Raw genomic sequence first — 15,982 nt, forward strand, 5'->3', positions numbered from 1 at the left:
CCTCCTTCGGCGTCAACCCGCTGCAGCGCGATGTGGCGCGTCTACGCGGATCTTGTCGTTGAGCTTCCATTTGGGGGGATAGAAGAGCTCGATCGGCTCTGGGGTCGGCTCGAACTTCTGCTTTATGCGGACACGGCCGGTCTTTCCCGCGATCTGCGGGTGCGCCACGCGCGCATATTTGTCGACCTCGCAGAACAGGTTCTGGCAGTCGATCAGCTGCAGTCGCCGCCCCCAGAGCGATTGGAAGTCGATGCCCAGCCGCTCAAACTCCTGCTCCTGAAGGTCCGCCATCAGTCGGATCAGCTCTGGCTCGTTCAGGCCGCCCGGATCGACAAAACATTTGCGCAGGCCGTCGCGTGCGCCGGGGCCGGGCACCACGAAGTCCATTTCGCTGAAATCGGTGAGCTCGCTGTAATTGATGTCGGTGATGAATTGGTACGCTAAGAAGTCACCAATCGTCGGATAGGCGCGCAGCATCTCGAAACCATCCTGCATCGTGCGGATCTCGGTCAGCCGCTCGGCAAGCCGATCCGCCATCATCCGTTCGAGCAGCAACAGATGATTCTGGTGCTTGGCCGATCGTCCGAAGGCGCGACTGCCGGGCGGCATAATGTACGCGGCCGAGTAGATGCGATGGCCGGTCTGCATTGCGCGCGAGAGCACCGCATCATAGGCAACGAAGCTATAGTCCTCGAAGGTGATCGGGCCGAGCGCGCGTTCGAGAAGCTCCCAAGTCTCGATCTTGTTGAACAGCTTGAACAGCAGAATGCGAAAGAACACTTCGTGTGGTGACCTTGGGAGGTCGTCGCGATAGATGACATGCCGGATAAGAAATTGGCTGACCCGGTCGGACGCACGATAGGCGTTGGTGAACTTGTAGATCGCCAGCACTGGATTCTTGGTCCAGGGACGCGTCTCGCCGCGCACGCGGCGAAAGAACACCGCCTGCCGTTCGGCGGCAAAACGCCAATAGCTCTCATAGACCTCTGACGCTTTGGCCGGCGCAAGGTGCCGCAGCACGATCGGCGTAAGCGCCGTCGACGCTGCCGCCGGCCGAACGGCGACTGGCAGTTCCATAGGCAGGGATGCATTGGCTGCGGTCGGACGAGACTTGGGAGGGCGACCGCGCGGACGTTTTGTGGGGACTTTGGGCGACCTCGAACTCAAAGCATCGCTCCTGCTGTCGCAGGAGCGATGGCGGGCCGCGCCGACGGCGCGGCGGGCGGCGCCGCGAGGGCCTGCGCGGCGGCGACGAGCGGAGCAAAATCCGCGTCGCTCTTGGTGATCCGCTCGAGCTTAGCGATCCCCACCATGACGTTTAGGCGCGCCAGCGGCATGCCCATCTCACGGGCCATGAAGGCTCCGAGTTGGGCCAAGCCGAGATAATTGCCATAGGCTTTATCAAAGATTTGCTGGGTGGCGTAGAAGGCGTTGGTGACGAGTCCGGCTGCAGTCGGCTCGAAGCTCACCTGCTGGAGGCACGGAAAGCCCAACTGCGCGCTCGCGACATGGTCACGAGCCGGATCGAAGGTGGTGGCCTGCAGCATCGAGCGGCGCACGCCCGTCCGCGAACTAAATTGAGACAAAATCCACTCCAGTTGATTGCCGTCGTGCGGGCCGCGCCCATACATGACCATGCGCTCGAAATACAGGCCGCGGCCATTGGCTTTGCGGTTCATGGCCTGCCAGCGCGGGAATGTCGCGCGATAAAGGATGAAAAGGCGGGACCGGTCACCGCGCGACATCTCCCAGAGGCGCTGCGGGAAGATCGTGAACGCGACGTCGTCGACCACGAGTCGCCCCTTGCGCTTGAGGAGCCGATCGAGGGCCTGGCGCACGGCTGGATCTTCGATGGCGGCGCCGTTCTCTGTGAAGCCACTAAGGCTCAGAATCAAAGGAGCAACCTCGGTTCCGGCTCCGTTGAGGACCTGCAACAGCAGTCGCGCCCAAGCGCGCGAGAGATTGGTGTCATCGATCACCATCGGGGGCGGCGCCGCGAGCATCTTGGCCTTACTCATCCGGGTCCTCCTCCAGATGGCGATATTGCGCGAGACCGATATAGCCGTAGGGCTCGTTTTTCTGGATCGGGGCGATGCGCACGAAGACGGCCCAGTCACCGGCGGCGGCCTGGACGATTCCCGGTTTCACTGCCCGAAACAGGCGTCCGCCTTCGAGGTCGCGTTCGAAGGCGAGTCCACCGTCCCCCGCCACCTCCGTTCCGCGCGGCAGCAGGAGCAGCGTCTTGACCTCAGCGTCCAGGGTGGGCGCAGCGCGATGGCGGTCGGTGACGATCAGCGGCTCGGGCGTCAGTGCGCCGAGAATGTGCATGCGAAGCGACTTGGGCGTGACACGGTGCAAGGCAGCGGCGCGGCCGCGCGACAGCATATTCACGCCTGCCGAGAGGTGGGTCAGGAGCGTCGCATAGCCAACACCGAACTCGCAGGCGATGGTGAACATCTGCGCCGGGGTCACCGTTTCCGGGGTCCAGCCTCGGACCGAGAAGGCGCGGCGCAGTCCGATGATCGGCATGAGGACAAAGCCGGCGAAGGTGTCAGCCAGAAACTCCTTTGGATCCTCCCAGGGCTGCGCCTTCGCGTCCTCACGCAGCTCGTCGATCGACGACCCATGGCCGAACACGTGATGGCCGAGCTCGTGCGCGCAATTGTAGGCGCGCCGCGGCAGCGGTCGTCGGGCGGAGAGATGGATGCGCGGTGGGATGCCGCGCTGGTACATCCCTTCCATGTTGATGTTGTTGAAGCGCACCGCGACGCCCAGCGTCTCGCACAGCCCATTAAATGCAGATCGGACCGACTTGGTCGAGCTTCGCCTTTGCCCGCGTCGCCGCGGCGGCCTGCATCGCCTGGGTTGCCAGGGCGCGGCGATTGAAACTGGGCGTGGTGGTGCGCATGATGTTCATCAGCGATTGCCTCCGTTCGCGGTGGAATCGCTGCGCATGGCGGCCAGCAACTTGAGCAGGCGTTCCAGATCGTCGGGCTTGAGCTTGGAGAGTTCGCGCGCTGCGAGCTCGAGCCGCGGGTCTTGGGCGTCGAGCGTCTCGGGCGCTTCGCCGAGGAGCCAGGCGACGCTGACGTCATAGGTCTCGGCAAGCCGGGCGAGCTCGTCGGCCGAAACGCGCCGGTTGCCGGCCTCCATCTCACTGATGGAGGGGCGATGCAGACCGAGCATCTTCGCTACATGGCTTTGCGACAGGCCCGCGAGTTTGCGCGCCTCTTTCAGCCGCTCTGCGATCTGCATTCGCTTGCCGGAATCGAGTTCAGTCATGCCGCCGCCGCTTCTTTCGCGCTTTCCTTCTTGAGCAGCTCGCAGACGAAGGCAGCGGTCTCGTCAATCGAGCGCGGGAGCTTGGTCGTCTCGTCGACGAAGATGTTCACGTCATTGGGGATCGTCGCACCGATCTCCGTAGCGAGGATCGTGGTCGCGACCGGCCAGACCTTGCTATCGAACTTCGGCAAGTTCTCGACCGGCTTGGTGGCGCCGGTCATCGCTGGGCATTCGAGGCCGCTGTCGACCTGAATCTGGCCGAGGACGGCGATCAGCTTCTCTTTCAGTGCGGCGGGATCCATGAAGTACCTCCTTGGTCCGACACGTGGTAAGATAATCTTACATCAGACGGAGTCAAGGGGTGGCTCTCATCTGGAGGGGCCGAAGGCAACCCGGCATTCCGCAATGTCCCTCCTTAAAAAGGGTTGTCCGAAAAATGTAGCATTCTTCGGACGCTTCTCATCGTCCGAAACATGCGGCATATTTCGGACATGACCGATGCTCACCAGCCGGGTTCCGACCTCCGCAGCCGCTTGCTCGCCCGCATCGCCGAACAGCCGGGCGAGGTGTGGACGCCCAGCGATTTCGCCGATCTCGCCGGCCGCGGCGCCGTCGATAAATCGCTGCAGCGCTTGGCGGCTGCAGGCGAGCTCCGGCGAATCGATCGCGGCCTCTATGATCGTCCGAGCGTCAACAGCCTGACCGGCCGTCCCACCGTGCCGGACTATCGCGCCGTCATCCGCGCCGTCGCCCGGCGCGACAAGGCCCGCTTCGTCGTGGACGGCATGACGGCTGCCAACGATCTCGGTCTCACCACAGCCGTGCCCGCCCGCATCGAGGTCCTGGTCGATGCCCGACTAAAGCCCATCAAGCTCGGCAACCAGGAAATCCACTTCAAGGCAGCCGCGGCAAGCCGGCTCTACTGGGCCGGCCGGCCGGCGATGCGCGTCGTCCAGGCTCTGCACTGGCTTCAGGACGTGCTGAACGAGAACGACGAACGCGCCCGTGTCACCGAGATTCTGCGCCGGCTGCTCGCCGATCCGGACCACGGCCAGGGCATTCGCGATGATCTACGCGAAGGGCTCTCGGCTCTACCCATCTGGATGCAGGAGTTCCTGCGTCCGCTGATCGTCGGCGAGGGCGCGAAGACGTGACCGCCGAGGCTTATGCAGCGGTCATCCGAGCCCCGGCGCGCGACCGCCTCGATCTGTTCCTCTCCACTGCCAATCGGCTCGGCGCACCGATCGGCAACATCGAAAAGGACTTCTGGGTCTGCTGGACGCTCGACGCGCTCTATCACCGCCTCCCCGCAGACCGGCCGCGCCTTCTCTTCAAAGGCGGCACCTCGCTGTCCAAAGCCTATGGCCTCATCAACCGGTTTTCAGAGGACATCGACGTTACGGTCTTCCGTGACGATCTCGAACAAGCGGCAACCGCCGAGGAACTGGAGGCGCTCTCCGGCAAGAAGCGCCGCGCCAGGCTTGACGCCATCCGTGACGCCTGCCGCGCTTTTGTCACCGGTCCGCTTCGGGAGAGCCTCGCCGGGCTCCTGGCCGAGGCCACGGGCGGAGCCGGGCGCGTGGAGATCGATCAGGCCGATCCCGAGGGGCAGACTTTGCTTCTCTGGTATCCGGAGGTTGAACCGCGCGACGACGGCTATGTGCGCCCGGCCGTGCGGATCGAGTCAGGTGCGAAGTCAGCGCTCGATCCCAACCGTCCGGTCCTGATCAGGCCATACATTGCCGACGAAACTCCCGACCTGGACCTTTCGGTCCCCAACGTCACGACCATCGAGCCAGGCCGAACCTTCTGGGACAAGGTGGTGATCGCGCACGGCCTGCGGCGATGGTATGAGCGGCGCGGCGTGCTGCGCCAGGAAGGCCAGCGTATTTCGCGCCATTATTACGACCTGCACCAGCTGCTCGCGTCGCAAGCAGGGAAGGACGCGTTGGGCGACCTGGAGCTTGCACGCGACTGCCTGCGCCACGCGCGCATGTTCTTCGACCGGCCGGACTTCGATCTTGCGTCAGCGCAGCCCGGCACATTCGCGATTGCCCCTGTCGAGGGCATGATTGACGCGCTTCGCCGTGACTACGCTAAAACCGCCGCGATGATTTTTGACGAGCCCCCCAGCTTCGACCTTATCCTTGACTCGATGCATCAGCTCGATGCAGCGGCCAACGCATCCTCGTGAGCCCGTCATTCAGCCTAACGGCGATTCATCGCTCCGGCGCCCGGCAGGACCATGGCTCGGCACAAGGCCAGCGTAGCCGATCCAGCCCAGTAATTGGCGATCAGCGCGCATTGCATGGCCAGGCGGTGAAGGCCTTCCCCTGCGGCCGAGCCGCGGTCTCGGGCCGACCCCTTCTAGCGGGGAGACCCCGCAACGCCCCCATAAGGAAAGTGAGAGTGCGGACCGGGTTTGCCGTGACGGGTTGAGGGCTGGAGGAGAGGCCTCCGGCGCCCGTCGCGGAGAACCGCGATGTCCAGACATGGCCGCAACGCTCGCGCCGGGACCAACCGGGCGAGCCTTTACGACGACATCACCAACAAGATTATCGCCGAGCTGGAGGCCGGCCGCGTGCCCTGGGTCCAACCCTGGGGAACGGCCGCTGCGAAAGCGCCGGTCGCCATGCCGGCGAATGCCGCCACCGGCCGCGCCTATTCCGGGATCAATGTGCTGATCCTCTGGGGCGCGGTCATCGAGCACGGCTTTCCGGTGCAAAGCTGGCTAACCTTCCGCCAGGCGCTGTCCCTCGGCGGCCATGTCCGCAAGGGCGAGCGCGGCACCACCGTCGTCTACGCCGACCGCTTCATCCCCGACGACGAAAAGAAGCGCGCGCAGGAGACCGCCGAGGAAGCGCAGGCGATTCCGTTCCTGAAGCGCTTCACCGTGTTCAACGTCGCGCAGTGCGAGGATCTGCCCGACGGCCTTGCCGTCGCGCCGCCTGCGCCGGAGCCCGGCCTGATCGAGCCGCGCGTCGAGGCGCTGATCAAGGCGACGGGTATCGACTTCCGCATCGGCGGCGATCGCGCCTTCTACGTGCCGGCGCACGACTCCGTTCAGGTGCCGCCGCCTCAGGCGTATTTCGAGACGATCAACTGGCATCGCACGGCCCTGCATGAGCTCGGCCATGCGACGGGCCATTCGTCCCGTCTCGGCCGCGACCTCACCGGCTCCTTCGGCTCCAAGAAGTACGCCTTTGAGGAACTCGTCGCCGAGATGAACGCGGCCTTTTGCTGCGCCTCGCTCGGCATCACTCCGACGGTGCGCCACGCCGATTACATCGGCTCGTGGCTGGACGTGCTGCGCGAAGACAACCGCGCCATCGTCCGCGCCGCGTCGCAGGCGAGCAAGGCGGCCAATTGGCTGCTGGCGTTCCTCCCCGAAACGGACATCGCCGGCGAACCCGCGAACGACAGGAGGGCAGCATGATCCTCCTGACCGACGACCTGCGCGAGCGCCTGCTCGCCAATGGCCTTGAACGCGGCGCCGACCATGTGCCCGTCGTCAAGTTCTTCAACCCGCTGGGCGAAGGCGTCTGGCTCGCGACCGAACGGAACGCGGACGGCGACACCCTCTTCGGCCTCGCCGATCTCGGCTATCCCGAACTGGGCAGCTTCTCGCTCGAGGAACTGGCATCGATCGTCCTGCCCTTCGGCATGAGGATCGAGCGCGACATTCTCTTCACCGGCGACTTTCCGATCTCGGTCTGGGCGGAGGCCGCCCGCGAGGCGGGAAGCATCCGGGCGGCCGAGCGCATCCTCTACCGAGCGGCTTCGCCTCGACGTGACGGCGCGTGACGCCCATCCTGAACTTCGCGGAACCGGAGATGAGCGTTTGCGCATCTCCGGTTTTGCGCCCCGGATCGCCGGGAGGAGCCGCCGCCCCTCAGAGTGAGAGGGCGGCGCTTCGCTTCGTGACGGGTTTGGAGACCGAGAGAGAGGCTCTCGGCGCCCGTCGCGGAGTATCCCGACATGGCAAAGGCTGCCAGGAAGATCGTCTTCTCGCGCTCGCGCGACATTCCCTTCAACAAGCTCGTGCTCTCCGAGTCCAACGTCCGGCGCACCCGGCCGGAGGCCGAGCTCGACGCGCTGATCCACGACATCGACCGGCGCGAGGACCTCGTGCAGGGCCTCAACGTGCGCGCCATCCTCGACGCGGAGGGCAACGAGACAGGCATGTTCGAGGTGCCGGCCGGCGGCCGCCGCTATCGCGCCATCGAGCGCCTGGTCAAGGCCAAGCGCTTCCCCAAGGACGGGCTCGTGCCCTGCATCGTGCGCAAGTCCGACACCACAATCCTCGCCGAGGACGACTCCCTCGCCGAGAACCTGCTGCGCGCCGGACTTTTAGGTTCTGTGCTCGAACTGTCCTGTTAGAGTCGTGTGGCTGTCATCGTTATGGTTCATATGCGTGGGGCATTTTGAGGAGGGCACGTAGACGTCCGAGTCAAGCGTTCCCGCAGCGTAGCGAGGACAATGCTTGACGCGGCGGCGACACCACAAACTAGTCAAATGGTTGCAGGCGAAGTCCTGCAACCCTGCCACGTGGCGAACGGGAGAGCGCGAGGGGAACCCCTCGCATTCTAAACAAAAGAGTGCGCCGCAGGCGCTCCGCTTAATAACAGCTGGTTCGGGAAGCTGTCTTCTTTGTTGCTGTACAGGGAGTTGCGCCGAGCTCGGCGTCTTTTGCCGTTTCGGACGGCGAGGACCAAAGAGGACAGTATGGCGCGGATCATCAAGGCGGCGATGGGCTATGCCGCAATCCCGGCAGGCTTTCCGATTCTGGTGTCGGAGCGGATGGCGATCATCGAGCCGGCGTTTGCCTGGCTGATGGAGTTGGCGACCATACCGGGCCGCAGCCATGCGGCTGAAACGATTCGGACCTACGGCGAGCACCTGCATGACTGGTTCGACAGCCTGGAGCAATCCGGGCTCAATTGGCGCGGGGTCGGCGAGGCGGAGATTGCGGCCTGGCGCAACCGCATGCTCTCACAGCCGAGCCCGCATACGAAGCGGCCATACGCGCGGTCGACGGTGAATGATCGGGTTCGCACGGTCTGCCGGTTTTATGCCTGGGCGCAGGGACGCGGCTGGATCGAGGCCTTGCCGTTCCACTTTGTCGACGTGCGGGTGGGCTCTGGTCGGCGACAAGCGTTCCTTGCGCATGTCGATGCGCGTCCCGGTGTCGTGGCGGCAAACATCCTGACTGTTGCCGAGCATGAGCGCTTGCCGCGACCGTTGCGGGTCGATCAGTTGCGTCGGGTCTTCGCCCTGTTGGAGATGCCCTACCGCCTGATGGCGGAATGGGCGCTGGCGACGGGATTGCGGCGCAAGGAGCTTTGCGGCTTGGCTGTCTTCCAGGTCCCGGAGACAGCACATCTTGATGACGAGGATCATCCGCTAGTCGGCGTGCCCTTGACGATCACCAAGGGCGACAAGCCTCGCACGATCTACCCGCCGATCCGCTTGGTTGACCGCACGCAGCGCTATATCGACGAAGTGCGCACGCCGCAGGTACGGGCGTTGCGTCGCCAACGGTCAAATTATCGGTCGCCATCGGCGCTCTTCCTCAATCTTCAGGGGAATGCCGTCAGCAAGACGCGATTGACTGCGGTGTTTGCGGAAGCCTTCCGGGCTGCCGGTGTGGCGGGTTCATTGCATTGGTTGCGCCATACCTTTGCGATGACGATGCTGGTGCGATTACAGCGACAGGCATCGATCACGCCTGACCTCAATCCGCTGAAGATCGTCCAGGTCTTGCTGGGGCACAGTTCGATCCAGAGCACGGCGATCTACCTGCGCTGCGTCGAGCTCAATGCCCGGGAACTCGCCGACAGCATCGACTATCTCTATGGCGAGTTGATCCCCGATGGCCGGTAAGCGTGAGCGTATCGACCGGCGTCTATCGGCTGCGTCAGCGAAGGTGCTGGAGCAGCCGGCCGATGCCATTGCCGTCTTCCGCGACGGTTGGGGCGAGGTCGCAAAGCGCTACGATCTCGGCAAGCTTGGGTTGCCGACAGACGTTACGATGCTTCTGGCGGACGCCTTCCGCAATCATCATGCCGCATCGAGCTCCGAAACGCACCGTCATTGCTGGATGGCACTGCGTGTCTTCGCCCGTTTTGCGGTCGAGGACGGGCATGTTCTTTCTGCCGGGGATCTGACCACCGCAATGGTCGGGCGCTATATCGCCTGGCTGGATCGACAGATCGCGGGACAGACGAACAAGCCCTGGTCAAAGGGGGCGCGGGCGAATGTGCTGATGCAGCTTCGCCAGATGATCGACTGGACGAAGCGCCGGCATCCGTCGCGGCTGCCGTCCCGGATCGACTTCCCCTGGCGGGTCTGGCCGAACCGGACTGCCGACACCCGACCGCGTCTTGGCGGGGAGGATCTCAAGGCGATCCTACGCGCGTGCTATGAAGAACTCGACGAGGCGTGGGATCGCTTCGACACGGGGCGGACCATCCTCGCGACGAGCGGCCCGGCTGATGGCGTCGATCCCGAGCTTTGCGACATGGTCCGGGCGCTTGCTCGGGTGAATGACGGGGTGCTTCCATCGCGGACGCTTGCGATCCGCAGCCAGGTCAACATATCGGCGGTCAGCCGCCATGGCGGGCTTCGTCATCTTGGCGGTTATCTTCACTTGACCGGCGAAACGGTCGTCGCGTTCTTCATCGCCATTGCGATCCAAACGGCGGGCAATCCGGATGCGCTGCGGCTGATAACGCGCGATTGCCAAGTGGCGCATCCGCTCGACGAGCATCGCATCATCGTCGAATGGGCCAAGCCCCGGGCCGGTGCCAAGGTGAAGCGAGCGCAGCGGCGGTCCTTCGATCGCCGTCGGCGACATGCTGCGCCGAACCTGATCGACCGGTTGCTGGCGATGACGGCGCCGCTCGTCTCCCGGGCCAGCCGGCAGGACCGCAATCGCCTGTTCCTGGTCAAGAGCGAGAAGAAGGACGCGGTCACGCTCATTGCGGAGGCGACCTTGTCGCACGCCCTGAAGCCGTTCATCAAACGCTCCAATGCCCGGATCGCCATCTGGAACAAGGCTGCACCGGAGCGGGCACGTCAGCTCTTGCCGGACTTTGCCGCCGTTCTGCTGCGCGGCAGCGTCGCCACCGAATATTACAAGGCGTCTGGCGGCGACATCGTCGCGACACAGGATGTGCTCAACCATGCCCGCGCCGACACGACCGAGCTTTACATCAAGGGGCCGCAGACGCGCCGCATCCAGCGCGAGACAATCGCCCGATTGCAGGAGCTGATGCTCGGCTGGATCGTCGGCGCGAAGGCGAACTGCGAGAATCGGGCGCAGCGCGACCGGATTGCGCTGGCGAGCAATGCGACGGTTCCGTTCAGTCATGATTGCCTCAACCCGCTCGCGGGCACAGCACCAGACTCGATAGCAGGTCGGGTCTGCCGGCACTTCGGCGGATGCCTGCGCTGCCCGGGACTGGTCATCCCGATCGATGCGGAGCACATGGCGCGCATCCTTCAGGCGATCGGCGAACTGGAGCGCGCGCGTGAACGCATTGATCCGCGCCGCTTCGAGCTCCTGTATGCGCCGAGCCTGCGCATCTTGGTCGACGACATCCTGCCGGACTTCCCGCAAACACTGCGAGGTGATGCCGAACAACGAATGCTGGCTCTCGCACGGCTTCCGGCGCTGGAGTGAGCGATGACGGCTTCCACGGCGCGCAATCTTGTCGCCGCCGTCAGGCCGGCGCTTCGGATATCGGCGCGGTCCGTATGGTCCGATCAGGTCTGGCATCTCGACGGTCATCGTCCTGGCAGCAACCGCAGCGACTTCTCGCTCGACTGGGGTTTTGTTCTTGCTGACGACAGCCGGTTCAGTGATCCGCGATGGGCTGACTGGCGAGAGGCGGCGAAGCTGTTCCTATGGAGTCTGAAGCTCGATCCGCCTCCTGGGTACCGCAACGCTCATGAATCGACGATCGTCTCCGTCTTCAATAGGTTGCGGATGCTGATCCGCTGGATGGCGGCGCAGGGATATCGGTGCTTTGCCGATCTCGACCGCGACGCCTGCGACCGGTTCATGACGGTGATGGCGCAGCGTCCGGGCCACAAGCCTGGCAGTACGCTGAAGAGCACGACACTGGGAAACCATGCCAATCTGCTGACGCGCCTTTATCTGCAGGGAGCAAAGTTCCCGGAGATCGCAATCGCCGATCCATTCCCGGGGATCGCGCCGCCGTTCGTTCGCCGCGACCGGGGGTGGCTGCCTTATACGCCGGACGCGATCGCCGTGCCCCTGGTCTCGGCGGCGCTGCGGCTGATCGGGACGCCGGCCGACGACGTCATCGCTCTGCAGGCCCAGGCGCAGTCCGTCTATGACCATGCGCTCGCTAACGGGATCAGCCAGACCAAGGCCGGCTTCATCGTGACTGACGCGATCGCGCCGTTCACCTTCGCGACACTGCCTGGTGAGGAAACTGCCTGGCATGAAGCGCCCGTCACCAGCACCAAGCAGGTGCGCAATCTCGCCGATCGCATTTACGACGCCTGCTTTGTGGTGGTCAGCTATCTGGTCGGCGCCCGGATCTCGGAGATCCTCGGCCTTCAGGTCGGCTGCATCGAGCAGCATCCTGCCGACGACGGCAGCGAGAGCTTCGCCTATCTCGTCGGGCGGATTTACAAGACGGCGCGTGGCATCGATGGCGAAGCCCATCGCTGGGTTGCGCCGGCACCCGTCGAGCGGGCTGTCGTAGTCATGGAGCGGCTGACCGCCCGTCTTCGGGCCCAAAGCGGACGAGACGATCTCTTTCTGGCGATGGCTAGCAACGGCCTTATTGGTCCTGCGGCCCGCATCAACCTCCCCGTCGGCTCCACGATCATAAGGCGGCTGAATGATCTGTTTGCGCTGTTCATCGGCCTGCCGGACCACGAGGGCGAGCCCTGGCATCTGAACACGCATCAGGGCCGCAAGACGTTTGCCCGCTTCGTCGGCAAACGCGACCGGACCGGCCTGTATGCGCTTCAGGCCCACTTCGGTCATGTGACCCGGGCCATGACTGATCGCGGCTACGTCGGGACCGACTTCGCGCTCGACGACCTGATCGACCGGCATGCCCGGGAAGAAACCCGCGCCGCTCTCGAAGAAGTGCTGACGGCAACCGCCCTCGCGGGCAAGGGCGGACGGATGATCGCCGCCCGCTCCCAGTTCCGCGGGCGCACGCGCGACGGCGATGTCCAGGCCTATGTCTCCTTCCTGATGGAGGAGACTGATCTGCGGCTCGGCGTCTGCGATTGGGGCTATTGCGTCTACCGCGTCGAAACGGCTGCCTGCTTCGGCGATGAGAAAGGCCCCAACCCCGTTCTGAGGACCGAAAGTACGTGTCTCGCCTGCGCCAACTTCGCCGTCACCGCCAGGCACAGGCCTGTCTGGCAGGCCCGCCGCGATCGCAATACGGATCTTCTCGGCCATCCCGGCCTGGACCCGGTCAGCCGGCAACTCGCCGAAACCCGGATTGCCGAATGCGATCGCATCCTTGGTGAACTCGACCATGCAAAGGATGTTCGCCATGGCGCGTAAGACCAGCAAAATGCCGGCCCTCACGCCTGCCGAAAAGCGCCTGCGCAACACCCACTGCAAGCTGCGGGATGCTCTGGAGCGGCTGGTGAAGGGGCTGCCCACACACCCGGACCTGCAAAAGCGATCCTACCGCCTGACCGTCGCGACGCTCGCACGCGAAGCGCGCGTCGGCCGCAATGCGATCTACGCCAATCATCGATCGATCATCGACGAATTACGCCGCGCCAGTGATCGCAAGGTCGTTCCCGAGAAGCTCGCAGCCTGGGAAGACAAACTCGCCCAGCAGCGCGCTCTGATCCAGGTCTTGCAGATCGAGGAGCGGCGTATGGTGACGGAAAATGCCGTCCTGCTGAAGCGCATCCTCGACGCCGAAACGGAGGTTGAGCGGCAGAAGCGTCATAATGCCCGCCTGATCGCCGAACGCGATCGCGCCGTGAAACCAGTGCCGCTCACTCGCGGGCCAAAATCCTGACGTCGTCTACGACTGCCGGTTTGTGTCGGTGCGGTCGCCGAAGGACAATCGTCGCCCCATCTATTGCCTGCGACAATCATGCGCGGCATGATCTGCGGCATGCTTGACCCCTTCGATCCAGACAGCTTCATTGTGCGCGCCGAGGTTCATATCCTCGGCATCGAGCCCAAGATCAGCCGCATCCTCGAACTGCCAATCACTCTCAACCTAGCCCAACTCCACGAGGTGCTGCAGGCCGCCTTTGGCTGGACCGACAGCCATCTGCATCAGTTCAATATTGGCGGTCTCATCTACGGAGCTCCAGAGTTCGATGACGACGGTCTGTCCGACAGCAGGATCTTCGAGGCGACCGAGGTCAGGATGATCGACCTTCACTTTCCCGACGATCCCAGCGAAAACCCTCTCGCGATCCTCTACGAATACGACTTCGGCGACAATTGGCGTCATCTGCTGCGCTTGGAGCGCGTCGCGCGCGAGGAGAGTGCCCAATATCCTCGCTGTATCGCCGCCGCACGCTCAGGACCCCCCGAAGACGCTGGTGGGCCTTCAGGCTATGCCGACTTCCTCGAGGCCTGGCTCGACCCCGACCATGAAGAACATAAAGCGATGCAACGATGGGCTGGCCGCAAGTTCCACCCGGAGTCCTGCAATCTCGACGACATCAACAAGGCTATCGCCAAAGCACTACACGCATCAAAGGACGACTATCGCTTCCGTCGAGAAAGCCATCGTGATTGACACCAACCGGCTGCGCTTCAGTGCCAAAGAGACACCCAAAACGCAAGGCGCAGCCAAGAAGACTAAAGAATCAACGTCATCCAGCTAACAGGACACTTGACGCATAACCTAAGCGCTGCATCCCCTCGACCAGTTCCGCGCCTTCCAGGACATGCTCGACAAGGGCATGACCGAGGAGGAGATCGCCGCAGCCTATCTCACGACGGTCCAGGTCGTGAAGCAACGGCTTCGGCTGAACGCGGTCTCACCCGTGCTGCGCGACGCCTATGCCGAGGAGTGCATGACGCTCGACATGCTGATGGCCTTCACCGTCAACCCGGACCACCAGCGCCAGGAGCAGGTGTGGGAGGCTGTGCAGCATTCGTACAATCGGCAGCCCTGGCATATCCGCCAGTTGCTGACCGAGTCCACGATCCCCGCTTCCGACAAGCGCGTGCGCTTCGTCGGCATCGACGCCTATGTCGCGGCCGGCGGCACGGTCATGCGCGACCTGTTCGAGGAGGATGACGGCGGCTGGCTCGCCGACCCGGCACTCCTTCACCGCCTGGTCAGCGAGAAGCTCAAGACGGTCGCGGACGACATCGCCGCCGAAGGCTGGAAGTGGATCAAGGTCGACCTAGACCTGCCGTATGGCTACGACCACGGCCTGCGCCAGATCACCGGCACGTTCGTCGATCTCACCGACGAGGAGCGGGCCGAACGCGAGGCGCTGCGCGCCGAGTACGACCGGCTCGAGGCGGAGTATGACGGCGCCGACGAGCTGCCGGACGAGATCGATCAGCGCCTCGGGGAGATCGAGGAGGCGCTCGAAGCCTTCGAGAAGCGTCCCGTTATCTTCGACCCCGCCGACATCACCCGCGCCGGCGTCTTCGTCAGTGTGGACCGCAACGGCGAGATCGTGGTCGATCGCGGCTATGTGCCGCCCGAGGACGAAGCGCCTGTCGCCGTCGATGGCAGTAGCGCCAATAGCGATGGAGAACCCGGCGGGGACGATGCTCCCGCGACGCCGTCCGCTCAGCGCGCTGTCATCACCATCGGCGGCCATACCACCGGCGCCGAAGAGGACGACGAGGACGATGCCGTCAAGCCGCTGCCCGAGCGGCTGGTGATCGAGCTCACCGCCCATCGCACGCTGGCGCTGCGCGACGCGGTGGCTAATCACCCGCAGGTCGCTTTGACGGCGCTCCTGCACAGGCTGGTGCTCGACGCCTTCAGGCGCAACGTGCACGGCTCCGCCGTTGAGGCGTCGGTCCGGGAGGTCCACTTCCCCGTCCAGGCCACCGACCTGAAGGACAGCGCCTCCGCCAAGGCCATCGAGGCCCGCGTGGAGGCCTGGAAAGCCGACATGCCGCTCGATGACGACGATCGGCTCTGGGACTGGATCGCAGCGCTCGACGATGCGAGCCGCCTCGCGCTGCTCGCCCATTGCGTCAGCTACGGGATCAACGCGCTCTACGAGCGTCCGAATCCCCATAGCGGCTATGGCGTCACGCAGCACGGTCTCGACCGGCGCATGCGTAATGCCGATCGGCTGGCGCGCGCCACCGGTCTCGACATGGTGGAGGCCGGATGGCGGCCGACGGTGGCGAACTATCTTGGCCGTGTGACGAAGAGCCGGATCGTCGAAGCCGTTCGCGAAGCCCTCGGCGAGGAGAAGGCGCAGCTCATCGACCACCTCAAGAAGCCAGAGATGGCGAGGGAGGCCGAGCGCCTGCTCGCCGACACCGGCTGGCTGCCGGAGCCGCTGCGTTCCGCCGATCCCGGTGTGACGACCTCGGTCGATGCAAGCGGAGGTGAAGGCGATGAAGCACTGCCGGCATTCCTCGTGGATGATGAGGACGAGCAGCCGGATGATGGCGACCCCGATGCCGACGACCCGGCGATGATCGCCGCCGAGTGACGCGACCTTGGCGGGGGCGGCTTCGGCC

At 64.4% G+C, this 15,982-nt stretch carries 17 protein-coding genes; 11 read left to right on the forward strand and 6 right to left on the reverse strand.

The features are described 5' to 3' along the window. Positions 1-12: 12 nt before the first annotated feature. The 6 genes from BBTA_RS36010 to BBTA_RS36030 form a co-directional block, all read right to left on the reverse strand. A complete protein-coding gene (locus BBTA_RS36010; RefSeq protein ID WP_049795444.1) occupies positions 13-1,077 on the reverse strand; it encodes a nucleotide kinase domain-containing protein in 1,065 nt (354 codons plus the stop codon). Positions 1,078-1,163: 86 nt separating this feature from the next. Continuing rightward, positions 1,164-2,018: a thymidylate synthase gene (locus tag BBTA_RS36015; protein WP_244424266.1), complete on the reverse strand. Its 855-nt coding sequence runs from the start codon at positions 2,016-2,018 to the stop codon at positions 1,164-1,166. After that, positions 2,011-2,763, reverse strand: coding sequence for an ImmA/IrrE family metallo-endopeptidase (locus tag BBTA_RS36020; RefSeq protein ID WP_012047430.1), 753 nt, complete (start codon positions 2,761-2,763; stop codon positions 2,011-2,013). The genes BBTA_RS36015 and BBTA_RS36020 overlap by 8 nt, the downstream gene beginning before the upstream one ends. Positions 2,764-2,791: 28 nt before the next feature. After that, positions 2,792-2,917, reverse strand: a complete 126-nt coding sequence (locus BBTA_RS41705) for a hypothetical protein (protein ID WP_256374683.1) — start codon at positions 2,915-2,917, stop codon at positions 2,792-2,794. Continuing rightward, positions 2,917-3,282, reverse strand: a complete 366-nt coding sequence (locus BBTA_RS36025) for a helix-turn-helix domain-containing protein (RefSeq protein WP_041751129.1) — start codon at positions 3,280-3,282, stop codon at positions 2,917-2,919. Before BBTA_RS36025 ends, BBTA_RS41705 begins: the two co-directional genes overlap by 1 nt. Further along, complete coding sequence (locus BBTA_RS36030) at positions 3,279-3,584, reverse strand: hypothetical protein (protein WP_012047432.1); 306 nt, start codon at positions 3,582-3,584, stop codon at positions 3,279-3,281. The genes BBTA_RS36025 and BBTA_RS36030 overlap by 4 nt, the downstream gene beginning before the upstream one ends. Positions 3,585-3,773: 189 nt before the next feature. Between BBTA_RS36030 and BBTA_RS36035 the strand changes: the two genes are divergently transcribed. The 11 genes from BBTA_RS36035 (at position 3,774) to BBTA_RS36085 (ending at position 15,954) form a co-directional block, all read left to right on the forward strand. After that, positions 3,774-4,436 (forward strand): DUF6088 family protein, encoded by a 663-nt coding sequence (locus tag BBTA_RS36035; protein ID WP_041751130.1) that lies wholly within the window; start codon positions 3,774-3,776, stop codon positions 4,434-4,436. Then, the gene (locus BBTA_RS36040) at positions 4,433-5,476 is read left to right on the forward strand and encodes a nucleotidyl transferase AbiEii/AbiGii toxin family protein (RefSeq protein ID WP_012047434.1); all 1,044 of its coding nucleotides are present in this window, start codon (positions 4,433-4,435) and stop codon (positions 5,474-5,476) included. The genes BBTA_RS36035 and BBTA_RS36040 overlap by 4 nt, the downstream gene beginning before the upstream one ends. 288 nt (positions 5,477-5,764) lie before the next feature. After that, positions 5,765-6,718 (forward strand): ArdC family protein, encoded by a 954-nt coding sequence (locus BBTA_RS36045; protein WP_012047435.1) that lies wholly within the window; start codon positions 5,765-5,767, stop codon positions 6,716-6,718. Continuing rightward, entirely contained in the window at positions 6,715-7,086 is a 372-nt protein-coding gene (locus BBTA_RS36050; protein WP_012047436.1) for a DUF2958 domain-containing protein, read from the forward strand. Before BBTA_RS36045 ends, BBTA_RS36050 begins: the two co-directional genes overlap by 4 nt. A gap of 174 nt (positions 7,087-7,260) precedes the next feature. Next, on the forward strand, positions 7,261-7,662 hold the full coding sequence (locus tag BBTA_RS36055; protein WP_012047437.1) for a ParB/Srx family N-terminal domain-containing protein: 402 nt from the start codon (positions 7,261-7,263) through the stop codon (positions 7,660-7,662). A 345-nt stretch (positions 7,663-8,007) separates the two neighbouring features. Further along, the gene (locus BBTA_RS36060; RefSeq protein WP_011931087.1) at positions 8,008-9,165 is read left to right on the forward strand and encodes a tyrosine-type recombinase/integrase; all 1,158 of its coding nucleotides are present in this window, start codon (positions 8,008-8,010) and stop codon (positions 9,163-9,165) included. Beyond that, the gene (locus tag BBTA_RS36065; RefSeq protein WP_011931088.1) at positions 9,155-10,966 is read left to right on the forward strand and encodes a hypothetical protein; all 1,812 of its coding nucleotides are present in this window, start codon (positions 9,155-9,157) and stop codon (positions 10,964-10,966) included. The genes BBTA_RS36060 and BBTA_RS36065 overlap by 11 nt, the downstream gene beginning before the upstream one ends. A 3-nt stretch (positions 10,967-10,969) precedes the next feature. Then, complete coding sequence (locus tag BBTA_RS36070) at positions 10,970-12,844, forward strand: integrase (protein WP_011931089.1); 1,875 nt, start codon at positions 10,970-10,972, stop codon at positions 12,842-12,844. After that, a complete protein-coding gene (locus BBTA_RS36075) occupies positions 12,804-13,316 on the forward strand; it encodes a hypothetical protein (RefSeq protein WP_244424522.1) in 513 nt (170 codons plus the stop codon). The genes BBTA_RS36070 and BBTA_RS36075 overlap by 41 nt, the downstream gene beginning before the upstream one ends. 87 nt (positions 13,317-13,403) lie before the next feature. Further along, complete coding sequence (locus BBTA_RS36080; RefSeq protein WP_041751295.1) at positions 13,404-14,054, forward strand: plasmid pRiA4b ORF-3 family protein; 651 nt, start codon at positions 13,404-13,406, stop codon at positions 14,052-14,054. A 166-nt stretch (positions 14,055-14,220) separates the two neighbouring features. Then, on the forward strand, positions 14,221-15,954 hold the full coding sequence (locus tag BBTA_RS36085; RefSeq protein ID WP_201767749.1) for a chromosome partitioning protein ParB: 1,734 nt from the start codon (positions 14,221-14,223) through the stop codon (positions 15,952-15,954). Positions 15,955-15,982 lie beyond the last annotated feature (28 nt).

Origin of the sequence: Bradyrhizobium sp. BTAi1 (assembly GCF_000015165.1) — a bacterium.
Taxonomy (GTDB): domain Bacteria; phylum Pseudomonadota; class Alphaproteobacteria; order Rhizobiales; family Xanthobacteraceae; genus Bradyrhizobium; species Bradyrhizobium denitrificans.